The sequence below is a fragment of the Streptomyces sp. NPDC048424 genome (assembly GCF_040651555.1).
Taxonomy (GTDB): Bacteria; Actinomycetota; Actinomycetes; order Streptomycetales; family Streptomycetaceae; genus Streptomyces.
This window is the reverse complement of the sequence record NZ_JBEZKE010000003.1, coordinates 441,187-458,557: the sequence shown is the minus strand read 5'-3', so window position 1 is coordinate 458,557 and position 17,371 is coordinate 441,187. Positions and strand designations below refer to the sequence as shown.

Below are 17,371 nucleotides of genomic sequence, written 5' to 3'. Positions count from 1 at the left end.
CGCCATGGCCGTCGTCCTCGCCAACTCCCTGCGCTTCCACGTCCAGCGGCTCCCGGCCGCCGACGGAGCCGACGCCCCGGACCGGCCCGTCGTGGTCTTCCTGCACGGGCTGGTCGTCGACAACCTGTCCTCCTTCTACTGTCCCCTGGCCGTGCCGGTGGCCCGGGCCGGGCACGAGGCCGTCCTCTACGACCTGCGCGGTCACGGCCGGACCGAGCGCCCGGCCTCCGGCTACGACAGCCGCACCGCCGTACGGGACCTCTTCGCGCTGCTCGGCGCGCTGGGCCTCGGGCAGCGCCCGGTCCACCTGGTCGGCAACAGCTACGGCGGGACCCTCGCCCTGCACGCCGCCCTGGCCCGGCCCGACCTCGTCGCCGGGCTCACCCTCCTCGAACCCCCGCTCGGCGGGGCGTGGGTGGAGAACATGGTCGACACCCTGTCGGCGGCCGCGCTCAGCCTGGAGGACAGCCCGGTCCCCGCCGAGCTGCTCACCCTGCGCCTGCGCAAGGCCGCCAATCTGACGGCCATCGCCGACGCCCTCCTCAACCGCACCACGCTCATCGACGACATCGCCGCGAGCCGCACCTTCACCCCGGCCGACTACGCCCGGCTGCGCTGCCCGGTCCTGACCGTCTGCGGCGAACACTCCGAACTGGTCCCGGGCGCCCGGGAGCTGGCCCGCCACGCCCCGCAGGGCGCGCTGCGGATCCTGCCCGGCCTGGGGCACGACGTGCTGAAGGAGAGCAGCGGGGTACTGCGGGAGTCCGTGCTGGCCCATCTCGACGCCACGGCCGCGCGTGCCGTGCGGACCACGGGAGCGGCGGCGCGGCCGCGGGCGGGAGCGCTGGTCCCGTGAAGGTGCTGTTCACCGTGCCCCCGCTGGCCGGGCACGTCAATCCGACCGTGGCCGTCGGGGCCGAACTGGCCGCCCGCGGACACGAGATCGCCTGGGCGGGGCCGGCCTCGGCGCTGACCCGGCTGCTGCCGGCGCAGGCCCGGATCCTGCCCGCCGGCGAGGAGGCGGGCGGCGGGTACTCGGCGCTGCACGAGCGCTGGCGCGACCTGCGCGGGGTGGGGGCGCTGCGGTTCCTGTGGGAGGAGGCGCTGGTGCCGCTGGCCCGGGCGATGGTGCCGGGGGTGGAACGGGCCGTCCGCGCCTTCGGGCCGGACGTGCTGGTCGCCGACCAGCAGGCCCTGGCCGGGCCGCTGGTCGCCCGGCGGCTCGGCGTCCCGTGGGCGACCTCCGCCAGCACCTCGGCCGAACTGACCCGGCCCTTCGCGGACTTCCCGAAGGTCGGGGAGTGGGTGGCCGGACAGATCTCCGGCCTGCTCGCGGAGTTCGGTGACGCGGCTCCGGATTCGGGGGGCTGGGACCCGCGGTTCTCGGAACGGCTGGTCCTGGTCTTCTCCACTCCCGAACTCGTCGGAACGGCCGGTGACTTCCCTTCGCACCACGCCTACGTCGGGCCGGCCTTCGGGGCCCGGCCGGCGTCGCCCGGATTCCCCTGGCAGCGGCTGGACCCGGCGCGGCGGCGGGTGCTGGTGTCGCTGGGCACCCTCAACCAGGAGGCCGGCGCCCGTTTCTACGGTGCGGTGCTGGGCGCTGCCGAACGGCTCGCCGAGGAGGTCCAGTTCGTGCTGGCGGCGCCCTCCGCGCTGATCGGGCCGGTGCCCGGCCACGTACTGCTCCAGGAGAGCGTCCCGCAGCCGTCACTGCTGCCGCACCTGGACGCGGTGATCTGCCACGCCGGTCACAACACCGTCTGCGAGGCCCTGGCCCACGGGCTGCCGCTGGTCGTCGCCCCGATCCGGGACGACCAGCCGATCGTGGCCCGGCAGGTGGTCGAGGCCGGAGCCGGCATCCGGGTGCGGTTCGGCAGGACCCGGGCCGAGGAACTGCGCGACGCGCTCACGGCCGTGCTGGACGATCCCGGCCCCCGCCGGGCCGCCCGGCGCATCCAGGCCTCATTCGCCGCGGCGGGCGGGGCTGCCGCCGCGGCCGACCGGTTGGAGAAACTGCTATGACGCCACCCCCGTTCTCCCGGGTCCGGTGGACCTCCGCGGCATTAGTGGCCGCGCTCGCCGCCGGCACCGTACGCGCCGGGCGCCGCCTGCGGGCCATCCCGGTGCTGCCCGTGACCCCGCCCGCGGCGGCCGGGGTACCGCGGCCCGCCGGGTGGCGGCTGCTCACCGCCCGCGGTGTCGAGCCCGACGCGGCCACCTTCCTCGCCGCCTGCGCGCACGCCGAAGCGGAGGGTCTGCGGGTGCTGGACCTGCTGCCCGCGGACCTGCCCGCCGAGCGGGCACTGGGGCTGCTGCGGCTGGTCGACCCCGCCCGGTACCGGTGGGACCGGCTCGGCGACGGGCGCGGGGCCGGCTTCGCCGTGCTCGTCGCCGAGGAGGTGTTGGCGCGGGCCGAGGTGGACCCGGTCGGGCCGCGCCCCTCCCCGGCGGAACTGCTCGCGCTGACCCGCCGGTTGAAGGAGTACGCCGCCGACGCGACGGGCCTGGCCATCGCCCCCGGCCTGAGCTGCGGCGGACCCGCGGAGCCCGGGGGGCCCGCGCGGGTCGCCGAGCTGCGGGCCCAGGGGCTGCCGCCGGGGGCGCTGGCCGCCGCGCAGCTCGGCGGGCTGGCGCTGCTGGCGGGTGCCGCGCTGCGCCAGGGGCGGTGGGGGGCGGCCGCGGCCGGGCTGTACTGGCTCCAGCCGTACCTCGTCCTGGGCGGTCCGGGCTCCCCGCTGCGGCCCGCCGGTCTGGCCCGGGCCACCGCGGCCCGGCCGTTGCGCTCCCTCGGCGCCGCCCTGCGTACGGCCGCCGCGGCCGGCGGGGGCGGATCGGACGAGGACCGCGCGCGGGACACCGCCCGGGCCGCCGCCTATCAGGCCGAACTGGCCCCGGGCACCGTACGGTTCCTCGAACCGCGCCGCCCGGACTGCCCGTGGTGCGGCTCCGACCGCCTCGCCGTCCGGGTCCGGGTGCCCGACCTGCTCCAGGGCAAGCCCGGCCTGTTCACGCTGGAGCAGTGCGGGGAGTGCGGGCACGTCTTCCAGAACCCCCGACTGACTCTGGAGGGACTGGAGTTCTACTACCGCGACTTCTACGACGGGCGCGGCGGCGAGGGCGCGGGCACGGTCTTCGGGAGGCTGGGCGCCGCGTACCGGGGGCGCGCCGAGATGCTCCTCCCGCACGCCGATCCGGGGTCCTGGCTGGATGTCGGCACCGGGCACGGGCACTTCTGCAACGCTGCGCGGGCCGTCTGGCCGCGGACCCGGTTCGACGGGCTCGACATGGGCGACGGGGTCCGCGAGGCGGAGCGCCGCGGCTGGGTGGAGACCGGGTACCAGGGGCAGTTCCCGGAGTTCGCGTCGAAGCTGGCGGGCCAGTACGAGGTGGTCAGCATGTACCACTACCTGGAGCACACCCGGGACCCGCTCGCCGAACTGGACGCGGCGGCCGCCGTGCTGGCCCCCGGCGGGTTCCTGGCCATCGAGCTGCCCGACCCGGAGTCACGGATGGCCCGGCTGCTCGGCCCGGTGTGGCTGCCCTGGTTCCAGCCGCAGCACCAGCACCTGATGCCCGCCGCGAACCTGCGCGAGGCGCTGGCCGACCGGGGGTTCACCGTCCTCGCCGAGGAGCACGGACCGGCCCACCAGGGCAACGACTTCTTCGGCGCGGTGGCGCTCGCGGCGACCGGGCTGGCCCCGGACCCGGACCGCCCGTGGGGTCCCCCGGCGACGGCCCGTGCGCGGGCCCTCGCCCACGCCGTTCGGCTGGCCGCCCTGCCGGCCTTCGCGGGCGCGGCGGTACTCGACGCCCTGCGCACGGCCGCGGCCCACCGCACGGACGGCGGCAACGCCTACCGGATGCTCGCCCGCAAGGACGTCCCGTGAAGGGCACGGAAGCCGCGGGCTCTCGCTCCACGGCGGGCGACCCGGGCACCGGGCACGTCACGGACCGGGCCGGAGGGGAATCCGTCGGCCCCGTTGGAGGGGACCTGGCTCGGCGGGCCACCGCCGATCCGCTGTTCCGGCTCGTCGCCTACGCCCTGGAGGCCGCGCACGGACGGCCGCCCACCGCCGTGTGGAGCGCGCCGTACGCCTTCCACCTGGGCTCCCCCGGGCTGGTCGCGGCGGCCGGCTGGCCCACGGCGGCCGCCGCGGCCCCGCGCTCCGACGGCCTGGTGCGGCTCAGCTCCCTCGCCCACCCCGCGGACAGCTGCGATCTGCCGCTGACACTGTCCGGGCCGCCGCCCGCCGTCCCCGACTGGGCCGTGCGGCCGTACGCGGTGCTGCGGGCGCTGGCCCGCGCCGGCTACGGCCGCGGCGGGTCGGACCTGCACGTGCAGGGCTCGCTCACGGGGGCCGCCGGGCTGGCCACGGCGGAGCCCGCCGAGTGCGCGGTGGCGCTGGCGGTGGCCGACGTCCACACGGCGGCGGGTGCGCGGCCGGACCGCGCGGAACTGGCCGGGCTGCTGGCCGGTGCGCTGCCGGACGGGGACGACGGGCTGCGCCGGGCGGTGCTCTTCGCCCGGCCCGGCCGGGCCCTGCTGGTGGGTCCGGAGCCCCGGCGGCGGCAGCGGTACGTGACCTTCGATCCGGCGGCCTCGGGAGACCGGCTGGTGCTGGTGGCCGTGCGCGGCGAGGCCGCGGACCGGCCGGCGGAACTGGCCCGGGCCGTGACCTGCGCCCGGCGGGCGGGTGCGCTCAGCGCGTGGCAGCCCGGGCCGCGGCCGGGGCGGAGCGTGCTGGTGCTGCTGCCCCGGGCACGACTCACGGCGGTACGGGCCGCGGTCGCGCAGGACTTCCGCGACCGCGGGGTGCCCGTACCGCGCTTCCTGAACATCGCCGTGGCCGGTGCGGCCCGGCGCGAGGAATGACACCGGGTCGCAGGACCCACGACAGGGAGGAAACCCCATGCCCACCCCCTCACCCTCACCCAGGGCCGAGCTGAGACGCCGGGCCCGCTGGTCGGCGCTCGTGGCCGGGCTCGGCGCGCTCGGCCTGCTGGGCGCCTTCACCGTGGCCAACTCGCAGGCTGCGGAGAGTGGTTCGGCCGCCCCGGCGGCGGCCGCGGCCGCGCTGCCGACCTACGACCACGTGGTGGTCGTCGTGTACGAGAACAAGCAGTACGGGGAGATCATCGGCAGCGCGAACGCCCCGTACGTCAACCAGCTGGCCAACGGCGGCGCGAGCCTGACCGGCATGAAGGCGCTGACCCACCCCAGCCAGCCGAACTACTTCAACCTCTTCTCCGGTGCCACGCAGGGCATCACGGGCGACGGCTGCTACACCCCGCAGTCGATGACGGCGCCGAACCTCGGCCAGGAGCTGATCGCCGCTGGCAAGACCTTCGCGACGTACAACGAGGACCTGCCGAGCGAGGGGTCCACGGCCTGCACGAACGGCCAGTACGCGCAGAAGCACAACCCGTGGTTCGCCTTCAAGAACGTGCCGTTGAACACCGGGAAGACCTGGACGCAGTTCCCGCAGAACAACTTCGCGGCGCTGCCGAACCTCTCCTTCGTGGTCCCCAACCAGTGCAACGACATGCACTCGTGCTCCGTGAACACCGGAGACACCTGGACGCGGAACAACATCGACGCCTACGCGCAGTGGGCGAAGGCCAACAACAGTCTGCTGGTGCTCACTTGGGACGAGGACAACTACCTCGGCTCGAACCAGATCGCCACCGTCTTCCACGGCGCGAAGGTCAAGACAGGCAAGTACGCCACGGCCTTCAACCACCACCACCTGCTCCGCACCTTCGAGGACCTCTTCGGCACGGCGACGCACGCGGGCAACGCGGCCAACGTCCAGCCGATCAGCGAGGTGTTCGACACCTCGACGGAGCCCACCCCGACCCCGACCCCGACCCCGACACCCACGCCGACCCCCACTCCGGGTGATCTGAAGCTGGCCAACCCCGGTCCGCAGACCTGCAAGTTCAACCAGTCCTGCACCATCCAGCTCACCGCCACCGGCGGCAAGCCCGCCTACCGGTACGCGGCCACCGGCCTGCCCTGGGGCCTGTCCGTCGACGCCGGCTCGGGACGTGTCTCCGGCAAGCCCTGGGGCAGCGGCACGGTCCAGATCACGGCGACGGCCACCGACTCCACCGGCTCCACCGTGACCGCCGCTTTCCCGCTCACCGTCAACTGGTTCTAGGCCGGAAGAAACGGCCAGGCCGCTCCCGAGGAGGCATGCGTGTACCTGTCGACCAGCCGGGCCGCGGACATCGCCGGGGACACCCCGGCCCCCAAGGGCCCCCTGCGGGCCGTCCCCGGCACGGTGTTCGCGCTCGGACTGGTCAGCCTCGTCACGGACGTCTCCGCGGAGATGGTCACCGCCGTCCTGCCGCTCTACCTGATGGCCGGGCTCGGCATGTCACCGCTCGCGTTCGGCGCCCTGGACGGGCTCCACCAGGGCGCCACCGCGCTGCTGCGACTCGCGGGCGGCCGGATCGCCGACCGCACCCACCGCCGCAAGCTCGTCGCGGGCACCGGCTACGCGCTCTCCGCCGTGTGCAAGGCGGCCCTGCTCGCCGTCACCACCCCCTGGTCGGTCGCGGCGGTGCTGGCCGCCGACCGGACCGGCAAGGGATTGCGCACCGCCCCGCGCGACGCGCTGATCTCGCTGTCCGTGCCACCGGAGGAGCAGGGCCGCGCCTTCGGGGTGCACCGCGCGCTGGACACGGCGGGCGCGCTGCTGGGACCGCTGGCCGCGTTCGGGGTGCTGTGGGTGGCGGTGGACGGGTACGAGGCCGTGTTCACCGTGAGCTGCTGCATCGCCGTGCTGGGGGTGGTGATGCTGGCGCTCTTCGTCCGGGAGGCCCCCTCGCCCGCGCCCGTCCCGGCCGCGGCATCGCCACGGGCCCCGCTGCCCCCCGTACGCACCCTCCTACGCCTCCCCGGCCTGCGGCGGCTGTGCCTGACCGCCGCCGTGCTCGGCCTGTTCACCGTCGGCGACGCCTTCCTCTACCTGCTGCTCCAGCGCCGGCTCGACCTGTCCGCCGCGTACTTCCCGCTGCTGCCCGTGGGCACGGCGGCCGTGTTCCTGCTGGCCGCGCTGCCGGTGGGCCGACTCGCCGACCGGCTGGGCCGCCGCCGGGTCTTCCTCGGCGGGCACGCGCTGCTGTTCGGCGCCTGCCTGCTGCTCCTGGCCCCCGTACCGGCCGGGGCGCCGCTGGCAGCCGGCGTGCTCGCCCTGCTCGGCCTGTTCTACGCGGCCACCGACGGGGTGCTGATGGCCGCAGCCGGGCCGCTGCTCCCGGCCGAGCTGCGCACCACCGGGCTCGCGGCGCTGCAGACCGCGCAGGCGCTGGCCCGGTTCGCGGGTTCCCTGCTCTTCGGGGCGGCCTGGACCCTGTGGGGGCCGGGACAGGCCCTGGGCCTTGCGGCGGGCGGACTGCTGCTGTCCCTGGCGGCGGTCGCCGTGTCCGGCGGGCGCAGGACGGGGCGGTCGTCGTAGGGTCGGTCCATGCCTGAAACACAGCGGACTCTCGAAGGCAGGGTGGCCCTCGTGGCCGGGGCGACGCGGGGCGCGGGCCGCGGCATCGCGGTCCAACTGGGCGCGCGCGGCGCGACGGTGTACGTGTCCGGGCGCAGCACCCGCGGCAAGCGCTCGGAGTACGACAGGCCCGAGACCATCGAGGAGACCGCCGAGCTGGTGACCGCGGCGGGCGGCCGCGGGATCGCGGTGGTCGCCGACCATCTGGTGCCGGCCGAGGTCGAGGCGCTGGTGGGGCGGATCGACGCCGAGCAGGGGCGTCTCGACGTCCTGGTCAACGACATCTGGGGCGGGGAGCTCCTCTTCGAGTGGGACAGCACGGTCTGGGAGCACGACCTGGACAAGGGGCTGCGACTGATGCGCCTCGCGGTGGAGACCCATGCCGTCACCAGCCATTTCGCGCTGCCGCTCATGCTGCGGGAACCGGGCGGGCTGGTGGTGGAGATGACGGACGGCACCGCCGAGTACAACGCGTCCAACTACCGGGTCTCCTTCTTCTACGACATCGCCAAGTCCGCGGTCCTGCGCATGGCGTTCGCCCTGGGACACGAGCTGGGGCCGCGCGGGGCCACGGCGGTGGCGCTGACCCCGGGCTGGCTGCGCTCGGAGATGATGCTCGACAACTTCGGGGTGACGGAGGAGAACTGGCGGGACGCGCTGGACAAGGTCCCGCACTTCGCCATCTCCGAGACCCCCTCGTACGTGGGCCGGGCGGTCGCGGCGCTCGCCGCGGACCCGGACGTCGCGCGGTGGAACGGGCAGTCCCTGTCCGGCGGACAGCTCGCGCAGGTCTACGGCTTCACGGACCTGGACGGCAGCCGCCCGGACTGCTGGCGCTACATGGTCGAGGTCCAGGACCCGGGCCGCCCGGCGGACACCACCGGCTACCGCTAGTGCTCCGTTGCCACCGTTGTCAGACCCTCTTGTTACCGTCGCGAACCTCGTGAACCCGAAATGATCGAGGGCGGTCTTGATGAGCGACAACGACGTGCGGCAGTTCGGCATCCACACCTACGACCAGTGGACGGCGATGTGGAACGGTGATCTGGGCCTTGCCGAGAAGATCATGGCGCCGGAATTCGTGCTGCGTTATGCCCAGGCGGGCACCGAGGCCTTCGACGACGTCCGCACTCCGCGGCAGCTCGCCGACATCATCGCGGCCTGGCATCGAGAGCGCCGTGGTCTTCGCTTCGCCGCAGAGGGCGAGGCAGTCGTGGACCTCGCGCTGGTCGATGGCGCACCGGCCGGCATGGTCGCCCGCCCCTATCGCGCTTCCGTCACGGACGAAGACGCCCGGACCGTCGCCAGGAGCGGGACGGACACCCTGAGGATCACCAACGGTCTGATCAGCGAGGTGTGGTCCGTTTCCTCCGGATCCGGCGGCCGGACCTTCTACCGATAGCGGATCGGCACCTCGCCGCACAGCCGCCGGCCGAGCCGGCGCCCCGGCCGGGCCATGGCGTCGGGGCACACGGCCCCGCAGCTCACTATGGTGGTCGTGCCCATGGGATGTCGGGCCGTGCGTCTCTAGCGTTCCGGCCATGACGAGCCAATCTCACGCAGCTCCCGGATCCTTCGCGCACAGCGGCGGCGTGGACCTTTCGGGGCGCACCGCCATGGTGACCGGTGGCGGCAGCGGTATCGGACGGGCCTGCGCGCGGGCGCTGGCGGACGCCGGCGCCCTGGTGCACGTGGTGGACCTCGACTCCGAGGCGGCCGGAGCCGTGGCCGAGTCGGTCGGCGGCCGTGCGCACACCGTGGACCTCGCCGACGCCGAGGCGGTGCGTGCGCTCCCGGGCGAGGTCGACATCCTGGTCAACAGCGCCGGGCTGCAGCACGTGGCAGCCCTCGAGGACTTCCCGCCGGCCCGGTTCGAACTGATCCAGAAGGTGATGGTCACCGCGCCGTTCCTGCTGATCCGGCAGTGCCTGCCGTACATGTACGGGGCCGGCTGGGGCCGCGTGGTGAACATCTCCAGCGTGCACGGCCTGCGGGCCAGCCCGTTCAAGTCCGCCTACGTCGCGGCCAAGCACGGCCTGGAAGGGCTGAGCAAGGTCGCCGCCCTCGAAGGCGCCCCCCACGGGGTGACCAGCAACTGTGTCAACCCCGGCTACGTACGCACCCCTCTGGTCGAGCACCAGATCACCTCGCAGGCCGCCGCCCACGGGATCGCACCCGAGGACGTGGTCACGGACGTACTGCTGGAACGTACCGCGATCAAGCGGCTGATCGAGCCGGAGGAGGTCGCCGCGGTGGCGGTGTGGCTCTGCGGTCCCTTCACCGGCTACATCACCGGCGCGTCGATCCCCGTCGACGGCGGCTGGGGCGCGCGCTGAGCATCCGCCCTCGCGCACCGTCTATAACAAATCTTGACCGTCCAGTAACGAACAGAATGTCTGGTTTGTCAAAAAGCGCGGGTGCTTTAATGATCTAGCTGTCATGAAGCGAAATCGCTTCTGCCGATTGACCGTCGGCACGGGGGGCAGCGAAGAATACCGCGCTATTCAGGGGGAGTTCGGACCTCGGTCCGAAGACTTTGGGGTGACGTGTTTCGCCATGCCGCTTGAGCGGCCGTCTTGGCGGAACATGTCCGACGCTTTTTTGTGCTGCGTCCATTCCTCTCGGTCCATCACGGCTTCGACTTCCACTGAATGCGTCCAGGGGGCAGTTCAGTGACGGCTCAAACGCGGATGCTTTCCGCTTCGTGCATCGCGCCCCCTTCTTGGAGGCTCCCCGACACGGGTCGAGACCACTCAACGAACATTCGGGGGCCCCTCTCTTGAGACACGCAAGACGAACACGCTCATCCCTGGCGGCCGTCGTGACCTGCGCCGCCCTGACCGGCGGACTGATCCAGGCCACGCCCGCGATCGCCGCGCCGAAACCCAAACCCGGCTCCACCGCACCACCGGCGGCTCCCGGACCGGTCGAGGATCCGGGCAAGAAGCTCGGCGGCGACTGGAACACCAGCCCCGACCGGGCGGTGACCGCCGCCGCGGACACCGACGGCTTACGCATCCTCGTCGCCGACAGCAGCCAGGCGTACGCGTGGAAGACCGTGGCCACCCTGTCCGAACCGGGCATGCCGGCGGACTCGTGGATCGGCAACCAGTGCGTGATGGACCGCGAGCACGCCGCCGTCGTCTACGCGCCCCGCGGCTTCACGAACAAGCCCGACCTGATGCAGGGCGGTGCGTTCACCGCCATCGTCAACCTGGCCACGGGGCAGGTGACGAAGCTGCCGTTCACCGCGTCGCTGGCCTACTTCGACCCGTCCTGCAACACGACGACGCACACGGCCGCGTTCACCGCCTTCCGGGACATGAACGACCCCGAGAGCACCCGTACGCGCGTGCTCACCGTGGACACCGCCGGGAAGACCACGAGCACCGCCGCTGCGAAGGGACAGATAACCAGCGCCGTCCCGGTGCAGGACGGTACGGTCGCCGCACTCGGCAGCCACCTGGTCCACCTCGACGGCTCGGGCACGGTGAAGAACCTCGCCGACGCGGACAGCGTCCCGTTCGACATCCGGCCCGCCGCCGACGGGAAGATCGCCTTCGTCGACCGCAAGGACGACTCCACGCTGAACGCCAAGGTGTTCACCGGTCAGGGCAAGCCCGCCGCCATCGCCTCGGGCAAGCTCGGCGACCTCGACCTCATGCAGGGCGAGGCGGGCCGGGTGTTCCTCACCGGACACCCCACCGACGTGCCCGTCACGGCGGGAACCGGGGTCACCCGCGTCGACGCCCCGGCCGACACCGATGTGTCCTCCCACGGCCGGCTGGCCGTCGAGCCGGTGCTGACCGCCGGCATCCGTGCCGGCCTGGACCGCGTCAAGAACGCGGGCAAGGACTTCACCAAGGCAGAAGAACCCGTTCCACAATCCGCCGCGACCGCCGGTGACCAGCCGGTGACGGTCACCAGTACCGCGACCGCCACCGGGACGAAGCTCACGCAGAGCGTGCGGCAGGATGCCGCCGACGGTTCCGGGACCACGTCCTCCCCGTCCCTCGGCCCGGCCGCCGGGACACCGGCCAAGGCCCCGGCGTCCCCCGATACCGCCGGCGGCCCGCAGAGCCAGTCGATGCGCGGTGCCGCGGCCGCGGCAGGGGGAGCGAACGACCCCACGGACGGCGACCGTTGGTGCTCCGTCTCCCGCAACGACGTCAAGGTGCAGGCGCTGCAGCCGACCCCGAACCAGGTCGAGTGGGCCGTCGACATGGCCGTGCGCGGCAACCTGCGCTCCAACTACATCCGGCAGGGCGGCTACCGCAACCAGGCCGGTCTGCTCACCGTCGACCCGCAGGGCCTGTTCCCGCCGCCGGCACTGAACGGCGGGGGCAAGATCCCCGCGAACGTGCTGCTGGGCATCATGGCCCAGGAGTCGAACCTGTGGCAGGCCGAGTCGGGTGCGATCCCCGGCCAGATGGGCAGTCCGCTGGCCGCCGTGGACGGCTACTACGGCCACAAGGCCGACCCCAACAACGCGGCCGCCTACTGGCAGATCCACTGGGACAAGTCCGACTGTGGCTACGGCGTCGGGCAGGTCACCGACGGCATGCGGCTGGCCGACCACAAGAAGGACGAGGAGACCGCCAGCCTCTCCCCCGCCCTCCAGAAGCTCGTCGCGGTCGACTACGCCTCGAACATCGCCGCCTCCATGAAGATCCTCGCCGACAAGTGGAACGAGGTCCACACGGACGGACAGCGGGTCACCGTCAACAACGACGACCCGTCCCTGGTGGAGAACTGGTTCACCGCCGTGTGGAACTACAACCTCGGCTTCAACCCGCCGTCGGAGGCCTCGAAGCACGGCGGGCACTGGGGCCTCGGCTGGTACAACAACCCGGCCAACCCGCTCTACAAGAAGAGCTGGGGCCACCCGTTCATGAACACCGACGTGGACGGCACGGAGGCGAACAAGGACGCGGCGCACCCGCAGGACTGGCCGTACGAGGCGAAGGTGATGGGCTGGGCCGCCTGGTCCGTCGACACCGGCTTCTCCTACGCCACCTCGGGCCGTCAGGACTGGCCCGGCGAGTCCGGGTTCTCCTCGGCCGGATTCCGGCCGGCCTGGTGGAACACCATCGCCGACCGCGCCGCCGTCTCGCCGCCGCTCGACACCTTCTGCAACAGCAAGAACAACTGCAACCCGAAGACCCCGCCGAACTGCCCGGACGCGGAGTGCTACGCGCAGTACTGGTGGAACCAGCCCAACACGACGTGGAAGGACAACTGCGCCAGCAGCTGCGGCCACGAGTCCATCAAGTACCAGACACTGATCTCGGAACCGGGACGGGGCTACCGTCTCAAGTCCGGCCAGCCGGTCTGCGACCAGGCGCCGTCCGGATCCAAGATCGTCGCATCCGTCCCCGACGGCACCGAATCATGGGGTGACTGCGGAAAGATCTCCTCGGCGGGCAGCTTCCAGTTCGGGTTCAACCCCGGCGCGGAGGGCCGCTACCAGGCGAAGGCGGACCTGCACCAGGTGGGCGGCGGCTACGGCGGCCACTACTGGTACACCCACACCCGCGACGCGGCTCATTTCGGCGGCCCCGGCGGCTCCATGACCATCAACGGCACATGGACCCTCGGCCAGAGCCTCAACTGGGCGCGCGTCCTGGTCCACCTGCCCGACACCGGCGCCCAGACCCGGCAGGCCACCTACACCGTGCAGGGCTCGGACAGCACCAGCAAGCAACGGGTCGTGCTCCAGCGCGCCGGCGGATGGGTCAGCCTCGGCGCGTTCCATTTCGTCGGCACCCCGCAGGTCGAACTGTCGAACACGACGTCGGACGGCAAGGCCGACGAGGACATCGCCTGGGGCGCGGTCGCCTTCCAGCCGCTCGCGGGCAAGCCGGCCAACTCCGTCACCGCGATGGGCGACTCCTACTCCTCGGGTGAAGGGGCCACCGCGCCGGGCGGCGCGGACCTGTACCCGGAGACCGACCGCTTCGACAAGCTGAACGAGAACGGCATCGACAAGTGCCACCGGTCCAAGCTGGCATGGTCGAGGCAGGCGAAGCTGCCGGGCTACTCCACCTCGATCGGGGCCATGGCCGACGGCCTCGACCCGCAGATGGACTACCACTTCGTGGCCTGCTCCGGAGCACGCACCTTCGACATGCTCTCCAACGGCCAGTCCAGCGAGGTCGCACAGATCAACGCCGGATACCTGGACCAGAACACCAGCCTGGTGACCCTCAGCATCGGTGGCAACGACGCCCGCTTCGTCGACATCATGAAGAAGTGCATCGACATCCCGATCCCGGCTCTGTCCACGTGCCCGGCCGCTGAACTGGAGAACATCAATCCCGCCACCGGAGTCAAGTCCGGTGGTTCCACCGGCGCCTTGAGGGACTGGGCGCCGAAGTGGCTGCACGACGCGGTGCGGCCGCAGATCGTCAAGACGCTGAACGCCATTCACACCAAGGCGCCGTACGCGAAGGTCGTCCTCATGGGCTACCCGCGCCTGGTGGAGAAGGACCACAGCTGCCTTCCCAATGCCTACGAGGACGGCGAAGCCGAATGGATCCGCACAGTGGCCGACACTCTCGCCACCGAGATGAAGGGAGCGACTCAGGACGCCGGAGCGTGGGCGGTCTTCTCCGACCCGCGGAAGAACTTCGACACCAAGGCCATCTGCGGTAACCCCGAGAGCATTCACGGCATCGTGATGACCCACCGGGAGCACGCGGACGCCGAGCTCCCCGACCCGTCCATGCAGTCCTTCCACCCCAAGCCCGCGGGGGCTCGTATCTACGCGGACACCCTGGAACAGACCCTCAATGGAAAGTGACACGTAACTGATGCGGGGGCCTGAGTACGCGTACTCAGGCCCCCGGCCATCCGTGCGGAAAGGCTGTCGGCATGAGCACACACACCACGGAGCCCCGGCCCGTCGTACCGGGAGCGTCCGGAGCGGCCGTCACCGGTGCGGTTCTGTCCTACGGCGCCGTGCACTTCTTCTCCTGGGTCGAGCAGCAGAACGCCCGGGCGTGCGAGACGACGGACGGCCTCTGCTGGACCTGGTGGGACTGGGCCGCCGTCCCCCTCGCCCTGACCACCGCCCTGATCGTCCTGATGACCGTCTACAAGCGGCTGGGCATCGGGCCCCGGGCCGCCGTCGTCCTGCCGACGGTCCTGCTCGCGGTGTTCCCCCTGGCCGCCGCACGGACGGACTTCGGCTGGTGGGCCGCCGCCCTCGCGGGCGGAGCCTGGGCGGGCTGCCTCGCACTGGCCGCGTGGGACCGCTACCGGGTCCCCGGGCTCTCGGCCGCGGCCCTGCTCCTCCTCGCCTCGCTCGTCGTCCTGTACCGCTGACCCCCACGGCGGCGGCGCGGCCTCAGCCTCCCGCCGTGGGATGCGGACAGCCCGGCAGCTCCGGCCGGTCCTTCGTGCGTACGACCGGGAGCCAGGCCGTGGGCGGTGTGGACCCGCGCGGGAGGCGGACGCGGAACCAGCGGGTCGACTGCAGGTCCTCCTCGTTGATGACGGGCTGCCCGTCGGTCAACTGGCACTCGGCGGCGAGGACGTCGCCGTGCCACACCCGGGTCGGTACGACGTTGTCCGCGGCGTACGGCCGCAGGGGATCGACCGCCAGCCCCAGACTGCACTGCGGGTCGCGGTCGACCCGCTCCTGGCAGCCCCGCTCCGCGTTGAACACCCGCACCGTGCCCGCCGTCGCGCCCGCCCGGCCGAGCAGGCCGGACGGACCCGCCCGTACCGCGTCCGACCACAGGGTCGCGCCGGCGATCCCGCACAGCGCGGTGGCGAGGACGACGGCGCGGGCCCGGCGACCCCGCGGCCGCCGCCGCGCCCCCGCCCCGCGCGTGCCCTGTTCGGCGGCGATGCGGGCGAGCAGGCTCTCGGCGGTGTGCGGGGCGCGCGCCGCGTGGGTCGGGGCGAGGCAGTCGGCGGCCAGCGCGCGCCAGAACGGCGGCACGGCGTGGTCCATGCGCAGCGGCGCGCGCCCCTCGCCGTACGCCTGGACGGCGGCGCCCCGCGCCATGGGGGTGGCCCCGTGGAACGGGGAGGCACCGGACGCGAAGACCTCGTGGATGACGATGCCCAGGGCCCAGATGTCGGCGGTCGGCCGGACCTGTACGCCGAGTTCCCCGAGCGGCGCCCGCCAGCGCTCGGGCGGGAGGTAGTCCAGGGTGCCCATGGGCGGCGCGTACCCGTGCGTCCCCGTCATCTCGGTGGCGAGCCCGAAGTCCGAGAGCTTCACGGAGCGGTCGGTGCCCAGCAGGACGTTCTCCGGCTTGAGATCGGCGTGGACCCAGCCCGACCGGTGGAGATGGGCGAGTCCCTCGCAGATGCCGGTGATGAGCCGGGCACGGTCGGCCTCGGCCACCCCCGCGTCGAGGAGTTCCCGCAGGCTGCCCGAGGCCCGCTCCATGACCAGCACCATGGCGCCGTCCAGGGAGGGGCGGTCCGGTGCGGCGAGGACGAAGGAGTCCAGGAGGCCGATCAGCCGGGGATGGCCGGCCCTGCGCCCGAGTTCGACCTCGCGGCGGGCCGATTCCACGATCCTGCGTGCCTGGCGCGGTGCGAACCCGGCGGTGGGCATGATCTTGAGCGCGACCTCGGCGGGTCCCGCAGGCCGGCCCGCGGGGGCCCCGCCGCTGCGGTCCGGGTGGCCGCCGGCCGGCCGTGCCGCGTAGACCGTGGACCAGCCTCCGGCCCCGATCGCGTCGGTGATCGTCCAGTCCCGCACCCGGTACCCGGGCGGGAGCAGCTCCCCGCGTTCGCAGTCCGTGGTGCCGCGCAGGCCGTGCGGCGGCGTCATCGCGCGGTCTGCCGCTCCCGCCCGCCGGCCCCCGTCAGGGGCGGCAGCAGCGTGAGGTGCTCCTCCCGTACGAGCCCGAACCGCAGCGCGAGCCCGACGATCTCCTCCCGCTTGCCGTTGCGGCGCTCGCTCCTGCCGGGTTCGCGGAGGTCCGGGACGCCGATGCGCAGCTTCTCCTCGGCGAGGTAGTCGATGTGCGAGCTGATCGCACGCGCGGTCAGCGTGCCGCCGGTGACGTGCCCCCTCAGCCGCTCGACGATCTGGGGAGTCGTGGGCACCGCGACGCGGGACTGGTCGCGCAGGCGCGGTTCGCAGAGCGCGACCAGGACGAGGAAGTACGCGGCCGTCTCGTCCAGGGAGTACGCGGTGACCGTGAGGCGGCCCCAGGGGGCGCCCGTGGCGTCCGGGTCCAGGTAGACGTGGTCGGGCGCGAACACCTGGAAGGACACGGTGACGTCGCCGCGGGTGGGCAGCACCACGCGCGAGAACTCGAACGGGACCGGTGCCCCGACCCGTCGCGGCGCGACCCTCAGGTACTCCCCGGCCCCCTCCGGGTTCTCCACCAGGTAGCTGTGGGTGGCGCTGTGGTTCGTCAGCTGCCAGTGGTCGTCGGTCACGAGGATCTCCCCGGCGAGCCGGGAAATGGCGGCGTCGGCGAGGCGGAGCTCGACGGGGACCGTCGCGGAGCCCCGGCCGAAGCGGGCGACCTCGCCCGGTCCGAGCCGTAACGTCACCGCGTCACCGTACGGTTCGCCGCCGTCGGTGCCACCACTTCCCTGCGGGAGATGGACGACTACGCCGCTCACCGCGCCCCCTGTTCCACGCGTCGTACCGGTCCGACGAGTGGAACAATACTCATCTCCCGAGGGAGTTCAGGGGCGCACTTCGGCCACTTCGGGCGGGGTCACCGCCGGGGGCCGGCCACCCGCCGCGGCTGCCCCGGAAGGCTCCCGAAAGCCCCCTTCCCGGAAGGTTCCCCGGGCGCTTACGCCCCCTCCCCGGCCCGGGCGGGGTGGGGAACGTCACCGTGCCCGGCGTGATCACGGCTCCGCCGGAGTGCCCGTTGACCCCT

At 73.1% G+C, this 17,371-nt stretch carries 13 protein-coding genes; 11 read left to right on the top strand and 2 right to left on the bottom strand.

Annotated features, from left to right (window positions below):
* The first annotated feature begins 4 nt into the window (after window positions 1–4).
* The 11 genes from AB0D29_RS06800 to AB0D29_RS06750 all read left to right on the top strand — a co-directional run bounded on the left by AB0D29_RS06800 (window position 5) and on the right by AB0D29_RS06750 (window position 14,831).
* Entirely contained in the window at window positions 5–856 is an 852-nt protein-coding gene (locus tag AB0D29_RS06800) for an alpha/beta fold hydrolase (RefSeq protein WP_362852500.1), read from the top strand.
* A gap of 2 nt (window positions 857–858) precedes the next feature.
* Window positions 859–2,025 carry a glycosyltransferase gene (locus AB0D29_RS06795; RefSeq protein WP_362852520.1) on the top strand — a complete coding sequence of 389 codons (1,167 nt, stop codon included), beginning with the start codon at window positions 859–861 and terminating at the stop codon, window positions 2,023–2,025.
* A gap of 44 nt (window positions 2,026–2,069) precedes the next feature.
* On the top strand, window positions 2,070–3,890 hold the full coding sequence (locus AB0D29_RS06790) for a class I SAM-dependent methyltransferase (protein WP_362852499.1): 1,821 nt from the start codon (window positions 2,070–2,072) through the stop codon (window positions 3,888–3,890).
* Entirely contained in the window at window positions 3,887–4,876 is a 990-nt protein-coding gene (locus AB0D29_RS06785; protein ID WP_362852498.1) for a galactokinase, read from the top strand. The genes AB0D29_RS06790 and AB0D29_RS06785 overlap by 4 nt, the downstream gene beginning before the upstream one ends.
* 37 nt (window positions 4,877–4,913) lie before the next feature.
* On the top strand, window positions 4,914–6,164 hold the full coding sequence (locus AB0D29_RS06780; protein ID WP_362852497.1) for an alkaline phosphatase family protein: 1,251 nt from the start codon (window positions 4,914–4,916) through the stop codon (window positions 6,162–6,164).
* A 39-nt stretch (window positions 6,165–6,203) separates the two neighbouring features.
* Window positions 6,204–7,466: an MFS transporter gene (locus AB0D29_RS06775; RefSeq protein ID WP_362852496.1), complete on the top strand. Its 1,263-nt coding sequence runs from the start codon at window positions 6,204–6,206 to the stop codon at window positions 7,464–7,466.
* 9 nt (window positions 7,467–7,475) lie between these two features.
* Window positions 7,476–8,399, top strand: a complete 924-nt coding sequence (locus AB0D29_RS06770) for an SDR family oxidoreductase (protein WP_362852495.1) — start codon at window positions 7,476–7,478, stop codon at window positions 8,397–8,399.
* Window positions 8,400–8,478: 79 nt separating this feature from the next.
* The gene (locus tag AB0D29_RS06765) at window positions 8,479–8,907 is read left to right on the top strand and encodes a hypothetical protein (RefSeq protein ID WP_362852494.1); all 429 of its coding nucleotides are present in this window, start codon (window positions 8,479–8,481) and stop codon (window positions 8,905–8,907) included.
* 139 nt (window positions 8,908–9,046) lie between these two features.
* Entirely contained in the window at window positions 9,047–9,841 is a 795-nt protein-coding gene (locus tag AB0D29_RS06760; RefSeq protein ID WP_362852493.1) for a 3-hydroxybutyrate dehydrogenase, read from the top strand.
* Window positions 9,842–10,326: 485 nt separating this feature from the next.
* Window positions 10,327–14,307, top strand: coding sequence for an SGNH/GDSL hydrolase family protein (locus AB0D29_RS06755; RefSeq protein WP_362852492.1), 3,981 nt, complete (start codon window positions 10,327–10,329; stop codon window positions 14,305–14,307).
* Window positions 14,308–14,378: 71 nt separating this feature from the next.
* Window positions 14,379–14,831: a hypothetical protein gene (locus AB0D29_RS06750; protein ID WP_362852491.1), complete on the top strand. Its 453-nt coding sequence runs from the start codon at window positions 14,379–14,381 to the stop codon at window positions 14,829–14,831.
* A 22-nt stretch (window positions 14,832–14,853) separates the two neighbouring features.
* On the opposite strand, the gene AB0D29_RS06745 is transcribed toward AB0D29_RS06750, so the two are convergent.
* Both AB0D29_RS06745 and AB0D29_RS06740 read right to left on the bottom strand, forming a co-directional pair.
* Entirely contained in the window at window positions 14,854–16,299 is a 1,446-nt protein-coding gene (locus tag AB0D29_RS06745; RefSeq protein ID WP_362852490.1) for a serine/threonine-protein kinase, read from the bottom strand.
* Complete coding sequence (locus tag AB0D29_RS06740) at window positions 16,296–17,105, bottom strand: serine/threonine protein kinase (protein WP_362852489.1); 810 nt, start codon at window positions 17,103–17,105, stop codon at window positions 16,296–16,298. Before AB0D29_RS06740 ends, AB0D29_RS06745 begins: the two co-directional genes overlap by 4 nt.
* Window positions 17,106–17,371 lie beyond the last annotated feature (266 nt).